12 protein-coding genes are annotated in these 11817 nt (G+C 71.0%); 9 read left to right on the top strand and 3 right to left on the bottom strand.

From position 1 onward, the window contains the following. Positions 1–66: 66 nt before the first annotated feature. The 9 genes from NFX31_RS05010 to NFX31_RS05050 all read left to right on the top strand — a co-directional run bounded on the left by NFX31_RS05010 (position 67) and on the right by NFX31_RS05050 (position 8716). On the top strand, positions 67–1581 hold the full coding sequence (locus NFX31_RS05010) for an ABC transporter ATP-binding protein (protein ID WP_045251331.1): 1515 nt from the start codon (positions 67–69) through the stop codon (positions 1579–1581). Then, on the top strand, positions 1578–2936 hold the full coding sequence (locus NFX31_RS05015; RefSeq protein WP_045251332.1) for an ABC transporter permease: 1359 nt from the start codon (positions 1578–1580) through the stop codon (positions 2934–2936). The genes NFX31_RS05010 and NFX31_RS05015 overlap by 4 nt, the downstream gene beginning before the upstream one ends. Then, positions 2933–4219 (top strand): ABC transporter permease, encoded by a 1287-nt coding sequence (locus NFX31_RS05020; protein WP_045251333.1) that lies wholly within the window; start codon positions 2933–2935, stop codon positions 4217–4219. Before NFX31_RS05015 ends, NFX31_RS05020 begins: the two co-directional genes overlap by 4 nt. 9 nt (positions 4220–4228) lie before the next feature. Further along, a complete protein-coding gene (locus NFX31_RS05025) occupies positions 4229–4624 on the top strand; it encodes a cytidine deaminase (protein ID WP_045251334.1) in 396 nt (131 codons plus the stop codon). Beyond that, positions 4621–5913, top strand: a complete 1293-nt coding sequence (locus NFX31_RS05030) for a thymidine phosphorylase (protein ID WP_045251335.1) — start codon at positions 4621–4623, stop codon at positions 5911–5913. The genes NFX31_RS05025 and NFX31_RS05030 overlap by 4 nt, the downstream gene beginning before the upstream one ends. Before the next feature lie 99 nt (positions 5914–6012). Then, entirely contained in the window at positions 6013–7128 is a 1116-nt protein-coding gene (locus tag NFX31_RS05035; RefSeq protein ID WP_045251336.1) for an adenosine deaminase, read from the top strand. Further along, positions 7121–7999, top strand: a complete 879-nt coding sequence (locus NFX31_RS05040; protein WP_262956920.1) for a carbohydrate kinase family protein — start codon at positions 7121–7123, stop codon at positions 7997–7999. Before NFX31_RS05035 ends, NFX31_RS05040 begins: the two co-directional genes overlap by 8 nt. Continuing rightward, the gene (locus NFX31_RS05045; protein ID WP_091480854.1) at positions 7986–8399 is read left to right on the top strand and encodes a DMT family transporter; all 414 of its coding nucleotides are present in this window, start codon (positions 7986–7988) and stop codon (positions 8397–8399) included. Before NFX31_RS05040 ends, NFX31_RS05045 begins: the two co-directional genes overlap by 14 nt. Beyond that, positions 8396–8716, top strand: a complete 321-nt coding sequence (locus NFX31_RS05050; RefSeq protein ID WP_045251338.1) for a DMT family transporter — start codon at positions 8396–8398, stop codon at positions 8714–8716. The genes NFX31_RS05045 and NFX31_RS05050 overlap by 4 nt, the downstream gene beginning before the upstream one ends. Before the next feature lie 96 nt (positions 8717–8812). On the opposite strand, the gene NFX31_RS05055 is transcribed toward NFX31_RS05050, so the two are convergent. The 3 genes from NFX31_RS05055 to NFX31_RS05065 form a co-directional block, all read right to left on the bottom strand. Further along, positions 8813–9784 carry an NAD-dependent epimerase/dehydratase family protein gene (locus tag NFX31_RS05055; protein ID WP_262956921.1) on the bottom strand — a complete coding sequence of 324 codons (972 nt, stop codon included), beginning with the start codon at positions 9782–9784 and terminating at the stop codon, positions 8813–8815. Then, on the bottom strand, positions 9781–11103 hold the full coding sequence (locus tag NFX31_RS05060; protein WP_262956922.1) for a flavin-containing monooxygenase: 1323 nt from the start codon (positions 11101–11103) through the stop codon (positions 9781–9783). Before NFX31_RS05060 ends, NFX31_RS05055 begins: the two co-directional genes overlap by 4 nt. An 82-nt stretch (positions 11104–11185) precedes the next feature. Next, on the bottom strand, positions 11186–11773 hold the full coding sequence (locus NFX31_RS05065) for a GNAT family N-acetyltransferase (RefSeq protein ID WP_262956923.1): 588 nt from the start codon (positions 11771–11773) through the stop codon (positions 11186–11188). Positions 11774–11817: the final 44 nt, after the last annotated feature.

Below are 11817 nucleotides of genomic sequence, written 5' to 3' on the forward strand. Positions count from 1 at the left end.
CGCGACGGCGGGATCCGGCGCCCCGCGCTCTTCTTGAGTCCCCCCTTCCCGGATAGGGTCACAGTTATGAAGCTCGAGCTCCGCGGCATCACCAAGCGCTTCGGATCCCTGGTCGCCAACGACCACATCGACGTGGTCGTCGAACCCGGCGAGATCCACGCACTCCTGGGCGAGAACGGCGCCGGCAAGTCGACGCTGATGAACGTGCTCTACGGCCTCTACCAGGCCGACGAGGGCGAGATCCTGCTCGACGGCGTTCCGCAGCACTTCCGCGGCCCCGGCGACGCGATGGCCGCCGGCATCGGCATGGTGCACCAGCACTTCATGCTCATCCCGGTGTTCACGGTCGCCGAGAACGTGATGCTCGGGCACGAGCAGTCCAAGGCCTTCGGCGTGCTCGACATCGCCGCCGCGCGCGAGCACGTCCGCGAGGTCGCCTCGCGGTTCGGCTTCGAGGTCGACCCCGACGCGATCGTGGGGGATCTGCCGGTCGGCGTGCAGCAGCGCGTGGAGATCATCAAGGCCCTGAGCCGTGACGCCAAGGTGCTCGTGTTCGACGAGCCGACCGCGGTGCTCACGCCGCAGGAGACCGACGAGCTCATGGAGATCATGAAGCAGCTGCGCGACGAGGGCACGGCGATCGTGTTCATCACGCACAAGCTGCGCGAGGTGCGCGCGATCGCGGACAAGATCACCGTGATCCGCCTGGGCCGGGTGGTCGGCGAGGCCGACCCGAAGTCCTCGAACACCGAGCTCGCGTCGATGATGGTCGGACGCGCGGTCGAGCTGACGGTGCACAAGGACCCGCCCAGGATCGGCGAGGGCGGCCTGCGCGTGAAGGACCTGCGCGTGATCGCGCCGGACGGCGTCGTCGTGGTCGACGACATCAGCTTCGAGGTGCGCCCGGGCGAGGTGCTCGCGGTCGCCGGCGTGCAGGGCAACGGGCAGACCGAGCTGGCCGAGGCGATCATGGGCCTGGGTGCGCGCTCGACCGGGTCCATCTCGCTGGACGGCGTCGAGCTGATCGGCCGCAACGTGCACCAGGTGCTCGACGCCGGTGTCGGGTTCGTCCCGGAGGACCGCAACGAGGACGGACTCGTGGGCGCCTTCTCCGTCGCGGAGAACCTCATCCTCGACCGCTCGGACGACCCCGCCTTCACCCGTTTCGGGACCATCATGCGCGGCGTGCTCGACACGTTCGCGAAGGAGCGCATCGCGGAGTTCGACATCCGCACGCAGGGACCGGGCCAGGCCGCGGGATCCCTCTCGGGCGGCAACCAGCAGAAGGTCGTGATCGCGCGCGAGCTCAACCGCGACCTCAAGCTGCTGCTCGCCTCGCAGCCCACCCGCGGCGTGGACGTCGGATCCATCGAGTTCATCCACAAGCGCATCGTCGAGACCCGCGACTCCGGGATCCCGGTGATCGTGGTGTCGACCGAACTGGACGAGGTCACCGCCCTCGCCGACCGCATCGCGGTCATGTACCGCGGCCGCATCGTCGGCATCGTCCCGGGGGACACCCCGCGCGACGTGCTCGGCCTGATGATGGCCGGCGAGAACCCCACGGAGGCACCCGCATGAGCACCGAGTCCGCGCCGACCTCCGGCACGCCCGCACCCGAGCCCGCGCCCAGCGCGGACGGCGGACCCGCGGCGCCCGCACCGCAGCCCCCGATGACGCGCAACATCCAGGAGATCCCGGTCTCGAACCGCGTGCTCCGGGAGATCCTGCGCGGCAGCGCGGTCACCACGGTGCTGGCCATCCTCCTCGCGCTGATCGTCGGCGGCGTGCTGATCGCCGTCACCAACCCCGATGTGCAGACCGCGGCGGGCTACTTCTTCGCCCGGCCCACCGACACGCTGGGTGCCGCATGGAGCGCCGTGATCGGCGCGTACTCCGCGCTGTTCAACGGATCGATCATCGACTTCGGCGCCTCCGACTTCTGGTCGGCCGTGAAGCCGCTGGGCAACACGATCGGGTTCGCCGCGCCGCTCATCGCCGCCGGTCTCGGCATCGCGGTGGCGTTCCGCGTCGGCCTGTTCAACATCGGCGCCCGCGGCCAGATGCTGATCGCCTGCGCGGCCGCGGCTCTCGTGACGTTCCAGCTGAACCTGCCCGCGCTCATCCAGATCCCGCTCACGCTCATCGTCGGCATCGCGGCCGGTGCGCTCTGGGGCGGGCTCGTGGGCCTGCTCAAGGCCCGCACCGGCGCTCACGAGGTCATCCTCACGATCATGCTCAACTACGTCGCGTTCTACTTCGTGACGTGGATGGTGCAGGTGCCGCAGCTGCTGCAGCGTCCCGGCCAGATCCAGCCGATCACCCGGCCCACGCCGCCGAGCGCGGTGCTGCCGAAGCTGCCCGGCCTCGACCTGATCGACTGGGGCTTCCCGATCGTGATCCTCGCGACGCTGTTCGTGTGGTGGCTCGTCGAGCGCTCCGGACTCGGCTTCCGGATGCGCGCCGTGGGCGAGAACCCCAGCGCAGCCCGCGCCGCGGGCATCAGCGTCCCGCGCGTGTACATCTACGCGATGCTGTTCTCCGGCGGCCTGGCGGGCCTGGCCGGCATGTTCCAGATCCAGAGCACGATCACGAGCGGCTTCGACGGCGGCATCGATGCGGGCATCGGGTTCACGGCCATCACCGTCGCCCTGCTCGGACGCAGCCGCGCATGGGGCACGTTCTGGGCGGGTCTGCTGTTCGGCGCGCTCAAGGCCGGTTCCTTCCCGATGCAGGCGCTGCAGTCGATCCCGGTCGATATCGTGCTCGTGGTGCAGTCGCTCATCGTGCTGTTCATCGCGGCGCCCCCGCTGATCCGGACCATCTTCTTCCTGCCCAAGGACGACTCGGAGCGCTCGCAGCGCTCCAAGGCGCGGATCGCGCGCAGGGCGGCCAAGAACTCCGATTCCTCCGACACGAAGGCGGCGGCAGCATGAGCACCTCCCTCTCCTCGGCACCCGTGCTCGACGCGCCGACCGTCGTCAAGGTCCGCTCGCTGAAGGTCCCGATCACGCTGCTCGCGATCGTAGCGCTGCTCGGCCTGCTGTTCCTGTTCGTGCCGCGCTACGGCACCACCACGTTCCGGCTTTCCGAGGCGAGCGCGGTGATCCGCCTGGGCGACATCGCGGTGCCCGCGGGCCCGGTGCTCTGGATCACCTGGGCGATCGCGGTCGCGCTCGGCGTGCTGGCCCTGATCGCCGCGCTGCAGTACCGGAAGATCCCCCTGTGGGTGCCGATCGTGTACGCGGTGCTGGCGATGACGGCGTTCCTGACCTGGGCGGGCGCGGGCGCCGCCGGCGCGATCACGCTCGCCGGGCTGCTCGGCGGATCCATCTCCCTCGCCGTGCCGCTCGTCTTCGGCGCCCTGGCCGGAGTGATCGGCGAGCGCGCGGGCGTCGTGAACGTGGCGATCGAGGGGCAGTTCCTCCTCGGCGCCTTCACCGCGACGATCCTCGGCTCCCTCACGCACAACCCGTTCGTCGGCCTCATCGGCGCGATGTTCGGCGGCATCCTTATCTCGCTCGTGCTCGGCGCCTTCGCGATCAAGTACCTCGTCGACCAGGTCATCGTCGGCGTCGTGCTGAACGTCTTCGCGTCGGGTCTGACCGGCTTCCTGTATCAGGGCGTCCTCGCTCCGAACGCGCAGGCCCTGAACAGCCCCACCCGGTTCTCGCTGATCAAGATCCCGATCCTGGGCGACATCCCCGTGATCGGCCCTGCCCTGTTCAATCAGACGTTCCTCGTCTACCTGATGTACGTCGTGGTGGCGCTGGTGGCCTGGGGCATGTACCGCACCCGCTGGGGCCTGCGCGTGCGCGCCGTCGGCGAGCACCCGCACGCCGCCGACACCGTGGGCATCAAGGTGAACCCGACGCGGTTCTGGAACCTCCAGCTCGCGGGCGCGATCGCCGGCATCGGCGGCGCGTACTTCACGCTCGTCTCGGTGCCGCAGTTCACGAAGGACATGACCGCGGGGCTCGGCTTCATCGCGCTCGCGGCCGTGATCTTCGGTCGCTGGGACCCGGTGCGCGCCGCGCTCGCCGCGCTGCTGTTCGGCTTCGCGACCAACCTGCAGAACCTGCTCGCCGTGCTGCGCACGCCGATCCCCGGCGAGTTCATGCTGATGCTGCCGTACGTGGTGACGATCCTCGCGGTCGTCGGCTTCGTCGGCCAGATCAAGGCGCCCGCCGCCGACGGCAAGCCGTACATCAAGTCCTAGGAGGTTCTCGTGGACATCGACTGGGATGAGCTGCGCCGCGTCGCAGACGAGGCTCAGCGCAAGGCCTACGCGCCGTACTCGCACTACCGGGTGGGCGCCGCCGCGCTCGTCGACGACGGGCGGATCGTCGCCGGCTGCAATGTCGAGAACGCCTCGTACGGCGTGACCCTGTGCGCCGAGTGCGCGATGGTGGGCGACCTGTTCATGTCGGGTGGAGGGCGCCTGGTCGCCTTCCTGTGCGTGAACGGCGAGGGCGAGACGATCATGCCGTGCGGGCGGTGCCGGCAGCTGCTCTACGAGCACTCCGCGCCCGGGATGCTGCTGGAGACCGTCTCCGGCATCAGGACCATCGACGAAGTGCTGCCCGATGCGTTCGGGCCGAGAGATCTGGAGAACGTCCGTTGAGTGTTGAGCCCTTTGACGCCGTCGATGTGATCCGCGCCAAGCGCGACGGCGGTGCGGTGCCGGAGCCGGCGCTGCGCTGGATGGTCGACGCGTACACGCGCGGCTACGTCACCGACCCGCAGATGGCGTCGTTCGCGATGGCCGTGTTCCAGCGCGGCATGGAGCGGGACGAGATCCGCGTCCTCACCGATGCGATGATCTCGTCGGGGGAGCGGATGAGCTTCGCCGCCCTCGGCAAGCGCACCGTCGACAAGCACTCCACCGGCGGCGTGGGAGACAAGATCACGCTGCCCCTGGCGCCGCTGGTCGCGAGCTTCGGCGTCGCGGTTCCGCAGCTGAGCGGTCGCGGCCTCGGCCACACCGGAGGCACGCTCGACAAGCTCGAGTCGATCCCCGGCTGGCGCGCCGCCCTGAGCAACGAGGAGATGTTCGCCCAGCTGAAGGGCGATGTCGGAGCAGTGATCTGCGCGGCCGGATCCGGTCTCGCCCCGGCCGACAAGAAGCTCTACGCCCTGCGCGACGTCACCGGCACGGTCGAGGCGATCCCGCTGATCGCGTCGAGCATCATGTCCAAGAAGATCGCCGAGGGCACCGACGCCCTCGTGCTGGACGTGAAGTTCGGATCCGGTGCCTTCATGCAGGACATCGACCGCGCGCGTGAGCTCGCCCGCACCATGGTCGCGCTCGGCACCGACTCCGGCGTGTCCACGACGGCGCTGCTCACCGACATGAACGTGCCGCTGGGTCTCGCGATCGGCAACGCGAACGAGGTGCGCGAGTCGGTCGAGGTGCTCGCCGGCGGCGGGCCTGCGGATGTGCGGGAGCTCACGCTCGCGCTCGCCCGGGAGATGCTCGCGCTCAGCGGTCAGCCGGACGCGGACGTCGAGAAGGCGCTCGACGACGGTCGTGCCATGGACTCCTGGAAGGCCATGATCCGTGCGCAGGACGGCGACCCCGATGCCGCGCTCCCCGTCGCGCGGGAGACGCACACCGTCACCGCCGGAGCGGACGGCTTCATCACGCGCATGGATGCGCTGCCCTTCGGCATCGGCGCCTGGCGTCTGGGCGCCGGACGCGCCCGCGCCGAGGACGCGGTGGTGTTCGCCGCCGGCATCGACCTGCACGTGAAGCCCGGCGACGCCGTGCGCGCGGGGGATCCCGTGTTCACGCTGTCCGCCGACGACGCGGCGCGGTTCGAACGCGCGCTCGAGGCGGTCGAGGGCGCGTGGGAGATCGGCGCCGCGCCGATCGAGCGCGGGCCCCTCGTGCGCGAGCGCATCACCGCCTAGGCTGATTCCGGGCGCGGCGTCCGCGCGGCGCCCGCGCCCGGTTCCTCTCGGAACATCCCTGACGATTCCCATCGATCGACCGCTGAGGAAGGATCTGTCATGCCCATCGACGCGAACGGCGACCTGGAGGTCGAGGGCCTGTCCCTCCGGAGCCTTCCCAAGGTCTCGCTGCACGATCATCTCGACGGCGGCGTGCGTCCCGCCACGATCATCGAGCTCGCCGACGCGGCCGGGATCGAGCTGCCGCACACCGACGCCACGGCGCTCGGGATGTGGTTCCGCACGCAGGCCTCGGCCGGATCGCTGGTCGACTATCTGAAGACCTTCGACGTGTCGCTCTCGGTGATGCAGACGGCGGAGAACCTGCGCCGGATCTCCCGCGAGTTCGTCGAGGACCTGGTGCGCGACGGCGTCGTCTACGGCGAGGTGCGCTGGGCGCCCGAGCTGCACCTCACGTCCGGGCTCACGCTGCAGCAGGCGGTCGACGCCGTGCAGGACGGCATCGACGAGGCGGAGGACGCGGCGGAGAGCCGCGGCAAGAGCATCCGCGTCGGCCAGCTGCTCTCGGCGATGCGGCAGACGGACCGGGTGCGGGAGATCGCCGAGCTCGCCGTCGCGAACCGCGACCGGGGCGTCGTGGGCTTCGACACGGCCGGTCCGGAGGCGGGCTATCCGTCGTCGCGTTACCGGGAGACGTTCGAGTACCTCGCGCAGCAGATGTTCCCGATCACCGTCCATGCGGGCGAGGCGGCGGGGCCGGACTCCATCCGCTCCGCGCTCGTCGACGGGCGCGCTCTCCGGCTGGGTCATGGCGTGCGCATCGCCGAGGACCTGGAGATCGTGAACCGCGACGGGGAGGAGGTGCAGGTGCGCTTCGGCGATCTCGCCCGCTGGGTGCGGGACCGGGAGATCCCGCTCGAGCTGTCGCCGTCCTCGAACCTGCAGACCGGCGCGATCGCGGCGTGGGGGAGCGAGTTCGCCGACCACCCGTTCGACCTGCTGTACCAGCTCGGGTTCGCGGTCACGGTGAACGTCGACAACCGCACGATGAGCGCGACGTCGCTGACCCGCGAGATGGCTCTCCTGGTCGATTCCTTCGGGTACGACCTGGAGGACCTGGAGTCGTTCCAGTTCAACGCCGCGGCCGGCGCCTTCCTCCCGGTCGAGGAGCGCGAGGAGCTCGTGGAGCTGATCGCCGAGGGGTTCGATGAGTGAAGCCCCCGGGGCGGGGCGGGTCGCGGTCGTCGGGGCGGTGTCCTGGAACACGATCGTGCTCCTGGATCGGCTTCCCGATCCAGCCCCGCACATGCAGTTCGCCGAGGCCGACTGGCAGACCGTCGGGGGCACGAGCGCCGGGAAGGCGCTGGCCCTCGCCGGGCTCGGCCGCGCCGTCTCGCTGCGCGCCCGCGTCGGCGACGATGCCGCAGGCCACCGCATCCGCGATGCGCTCGGGCGTGCGGGTCTCCCGCTGGAGGGGCTCCGGGCGGCGGACGTCTCCGAGCGGCATCTGAACCTCATGACCGGGGCGGGGGAGCGCGTCTCGCTGTACCTGTCGTCCCCCGAGGCCGTCGACGAGCCGGACGGGCCCGCCGCAGGCGAGTCCGTCCTGTCCGACGCCGCCGCGATCGTGCTGGATCTCTCCGCCGAGGGCCTCGCCGCCATCGAGGTGTCCCGCGCGACCGGTGCGCCGATCTGGGTCGACCTGCACGACTACGACGGATCCTCCGCGTTCCACAGGCCGTTCCTCGAGGCCGCCGACACCGTGTTCTGCAGCGCGGATCGTCTCGACGATCCGGAGGACTTCCTGCGCGGCTGCATCGCGGCGGGAGCCGTGCTCGCGGTCTGCACGCTCGGCGCCGAAGGCGCGATCGCCGTGGATCGCGACGGCGTGCTGCATCGCGTGGCCGCCGTGCCGGTCGACGTCGTCGACACGAACGGCGCGGGGGACGCCTTCTTCGCCGGGGTGCTCGACGCGACGCTGTCGGGGCTCACGCTCGACGCCGCCCTCGCCGCAGGCGCCGCGACGGCGGCGATCGTGCTGCGCACCCGACACCTGCACCCGGTGCTCGACGATGTCCTCCGCTGAGCCTCCCGTCCCGGCCGACGATGCGGCGGGGGCGGCTGCGCGCCGTCCCAGCGCCTGGCCGCCGCTCCTGCTCGCGATCGTGCTGGAGGTCAGCGCGACGCTGAGCCTGCGCGCGGTGTCGACCGGCGGATCCTGGTGGTGGCTCTGCGTGGTCGTGATCGGCTACGGCGGCTCGTTCTGGCTGCTCGGAGTGGTGCTCACGCGCGGCATGCCGGTGGGCGTGGCGTACGGGATCTGGTCGGCGATCGGAGTGGCGCTCACCGCCCTCGCCGCAGCGGCGCTCTTCGCCGAGGCGCTGAGCCCGCTCTCGCTCGCCGGCCTCGGCGTGATCATCGCGGGCGTGCTGCTGGCCGAGCTCGGCACCCGGCACGGCCGGGGCGAGCAGGGGAGTGCCGGATGACCGTGCTGCTGCTCCTGGGCGCGATCGCCGCGGAGGTCACGGCGACCCTGAGCCTGCGCGCGTCGGAGGGCTTCCGGCGACGGCGCCACATCCCCGCGATCGTCATCGGATATCTCGTGTCGTACGTCCTGCTGGGGGCGACGCTCGCGCTCGGCATGCCCGTGGGCATCGCGTACGCGGTCTGGGCGGCGCTCGGCGTCGCCGCCACCGCGGTGCTCGGGCGCGTGCTCTTCCACGACCGGATCTCGGTCATGACCGCGATCGGCCTGGCCGTCATCGTCGGCGGCGTGATCCTCGTCGAAGCAGGATCGCACTGACCGTCGGCGCGGGAGCGCGGGGGCACGGGCGCCTTCCGCTGCGGCGTCTCCCCTGACGCCGGGACGCCCGCCGGCCGACCGACGAGCGCGGCCCGATCAGTCGGCGCGCACGACGACCGGATGCGTCCGCAGGTACTCCTCGAACGCCTCCGACGAGGTCAGCCGGGGCACGTAGCCGAACTCCTCCTTGAGGCGGTCGTTGCGCAGCACGGGGCGGTAGCGCAGGAAGCGGATCTTCTCCGGCCCGTGCTCCGTCAGCCGCAGGGCGCTCCCGATCGCGAGGGCGATCGCGAGCAGCGGCGCCGGGACCGTGAGGAGCGGCTTGCGCAGCCGTCGCGCGATCTCGGGCACGGTCAGCGCGCCGTCCCCCGCGACGTTGTAGATGCCCGCCGGACCGTCGCCCACGGCGGCGCGCACCATGGCGGCGGCGACATCGTCGACCCAGACGAACACGAACGGGGATTCGGATCCGGCGATGTGCAGGATGCGCTTCGCGTCCCAGAGCGCCGTGATCTGGTTGCGCACGGTGGGACCGAGGATGGTGCCGATCCGGAAGATCACCTGCTCGAGGGCGGGGTGCGTGCTCCGCGCCGCGGCGAGCAGCTCCTCGATCATGCGCTTGTGCCGCGAGTAGGGGAACTGGTCGTTGCCGCGCAGGGCGTCGTCCTCGCCGATCCACGGCGGGTTGTCCGGATGGTAGCCGTAGGCGGCTCCGGAGCTCGACACCACGAGCCGGCGCACACCGGCGTCGACGCATGCGGCGAGCACGTTCGACGAGCCCTGCACGTCGACCCGGAACTCGCCCTGCACATCGCGCCCCGGGTTGACGATCGCGGCCAGGTGCACGACCGAGTCGATGCGGTGCAGCCGCAGCAGATCGGGCAGCGCAAGCGGATCCGTCACGTCGACGTGCACCGACACCACTCCCGGCACGTCGGACTCGCGGAGGTCGCCGCACAGGACGACGTCGACGTCGGGATGGTCCGCGAGCAGGGCGGTGACCCTGCTGCCCAGGAATCCGGCGCCACCGGTGACCAGCACCCGGCGGCCCGCGGCACCGAGGTTCATGACGCCTCCCGGACGGGAGCGGCGAGCTCCGCCTTCTCGCGGCGCACGGCGTTCCGGTACGCGTCCTTGTTCACGTAGTAGGACATCCTGGCGAGGCCGAGGTAGCGGTAGCCGCCGGTGAGGTCCGGCCAGGCCCGGGCGCCGACCCGCGCGCGGAACCGTGCGGCGCGCGCCGGATCCTGCTCCACCGCGGCCAGATAGGCGGCGACCAGCTCGGCCTGCTCGTACCGTCCTTGCCAGCCGATGCCGCTGGCCTCGATCATCCCGCAGACGAAGAGGCCGTTGAACGAGGGCGGGAACACGTTGAGGAACAGCCGCGGCGAGGCGCCCGTCCAGTTCAGGTGCTCGCGGTCGACGAACGGATAGTCCAGCGTGTACCCGGTGGCCAGCAGCACGAGGTCGTAGTCGCCGCTCGTGCCGTCGCGGAAGCGGACGGTCGAACCGTCGAAGCGCTCGACGTCGGCGCGGATGCGCAGATCGCCCTGCCCCAGATGGTTCAGCACCAGGGTGTTCACGATCGGATGCGATTCGTAGATCCGGTAGTCGGGCTTCGGGAATCCGAACCGCACCGGATCTCCGGTGAACGCCCGGAGCACCCGGGAGTCGACCGCCTGCTTGAGACGCGCCGGGAGCGGCCGTCCCTGGTTGAGGGTGTCGCTGGGGCGGCCGAACAGGTAGCGGGGCACGAAGTAGTAGCCGCGGCGCACGCTCATCTCCACGCTCGCGGCGTGGTGCACGGCGTCGACGGCGATGTCGCAGCCCGAGTTCCCGGCTCCGATGATCAGCACGCGGCGCCCGGTGAGCGGGGACGGATCCTTGTATGCGCTGGTGTGCATGAGCTCGCCCGAGAACGCACCCGCGAAGGCGGGGACGTTCGGCTCCGCGAGCGTGCCGTTCGCGAGGACGACGCCGTCGTAGCGCTCCTCGACGGCCGTCTCGACCCCCTCCGCATCGCGGGCGGTGGCGCGCAGGATCCAGCCCTCTCCGTCCCGCTCCAGGCGGTCCACGCGAGTGTCGAAGCGGAACCGGTCGCGCAGCCCGAACGCGTCCGCGTAGTCGTCGAAGTAGCGCTTGAGCACGCGGTGGCCCGGATAGTCCACGTCGCTGTCCATCGGGAATTCGGCGAACTCCGTCGTGGTGCGGGAGGAGATGAGGTGCGCGGAGGCGTACATCGTGCTGCGCGGGTTCGTGATGTCCCACAGGCCGCCGACGTCGTGCGAGGCCTCGAAGCCCGTCGCCTCGATGCCCGCCTTCTGAAGGGCGCGCATGACCGCGAGGCCGGAGGGCCCGGCGCCGATCACGGCATATGACCTCGTCATGCTCTCCTCGTCGGCGCGGACCCGGGTCGCCGCGCGCAGTGCCCCGATCCTATCGGGGTGCTGAGAACGACGGGAGAAGTCCTCAGCGACGCCGGTCGAGCCGGGCGTCCAGGCCGTTGCGGACCGCGGGCCACTCGTGCGGGAGGATCGAGTAGACCACGGTGTCGCGCAGGGCTCCGTCGGCGCCGACCCGGTGGTTGCGCAGGATCCCGTCGAGCTTCGCGCCGAGCCGCTCGATCGCCGCGCGCGACTGGCGGTTGTGGAAGTGGGTGCAGAACTGAACGCGGTTCGCGCCGCACGTCTCGAAGGCGTGGGCGAGCAGCAGGCGCTTGGCCGAAGGGTTCACCGCCGTGCCGTGCACCTCCGGCGACAGCCACGTGTAGCCGATCTCGACCGTGCGGTTGGGCTGGTCGATGTCGCAGTACGTGGTCATCCCGACGGCGCGCCTGGTGTCCGTGCGGATGATCGCGAACGGGTTCATCGAACCCTCCGCGTTCATCCCTCGGCGCCGCTCGATCTCGGCCGGCACACCCGCCGCGGAGGGCACCGACGTGTACCACCGGTCCTCGAGACCCGCCGTCGCCGCGGCGAGGTCTGCGGCGTGCGTGTCGGCGAGCGGCTCCAGCCGCACGAAGTCGTTCTCGAGGGTCACGGGTGCGGCGAAGTCCATGCTCCGAGCGTATCCGGCGGCGGGCTCCGTCCCGGACCGCGCAG

Source organism: Microbacterium azadirachtae, assembly GCF_025583665.1.
GTDB classification, from domain to species: domain Bacteria; phylum Actinomycetota; class Actinomycetes; order Actinomycetales; family Microbacteriaceae; genus Microbacterium; species Microbacterium azadirachtae.

What these genes read in the sequence shown, in the direction of transcription:
- NFX31_RS05035 (WP_045251336.1), top strand. Translation starts at nt 6,013, where the DNA reads ATGCCCATCGACGCGAACGGCGACCTGGAGGTCGAGGGCCTGTCCCTC.
- NFX31_RS05050 (WP_045251338.1), top strand. Translation starts at nt 8,396, where the DNA reads ATGACCGTGCTGCTGCTCCTGGGCGCGATCGCCGCGGAGGTCACGGCG.
- NFX31_RS05010 (WP_045251331.1), top strand. Translation starts at nt 67, where the DNA reads ATGAAGCTCGAGCTCCGCGGCATCACCAAGCGCTTCGGATCCCTGGTC.
- NFX31_RS05060 (WP_262956922.1), bottom strand. Translation starts at nt 11,103, where the DNA reads ATGACGAGGTCATATGCCGTGATCGGCGCCGGGCCCTCCGGCCTCGCG.
- NFX31_RS05020 (WP_045251333.1), top strand. Translation starts at nt 2,933, where the DNA reads ATGAGCACCTCCCTCTCCTCGGCACCCGTGCTCGACGCGCCGACCGTC.
- NFX31_RS05015 (WP_045251332.1), top strand. Translation starts at nt 1,578, where the DNA reads ATGAGCACCGAGTCCGCGCCGACCTCCGGCACGCCCGCACCCGAGCCC.
- NFX31_RS05065 (WP_262956923.1), bottom strand. Translation starts at nt 11,773, where the DNA reads ATGGACTTCGCCGCACCCGTGACCCTCGAGAACGACTTCGTGCGGCTG.
- NFX31_RS05045 (WP_091480854.1), top strand. Translation starts at nt 7,986, where the DNA reads ATGTCCTCCGCTGAGCCTCCCGTCCCGGCCGACGATGCGGCGGGGGCG.
- NFX31_RS05055 (WP_262956921.1), bottom strand. Translation starts at nt 9,784, where the DNA reads ATGAACCTCGGTGCCGCGGGCCGCCGGGTGCTGGTCACCGGTGGCGCC.
- NFX31_RS05040 (WP_262956920.1), top strand. Translation starts at nt 7,121, where the DNA reads ATGAGTGAAGCCCCCGGGGCGGGGCGGGTCGCGGTCGTCGGGGCGGTG.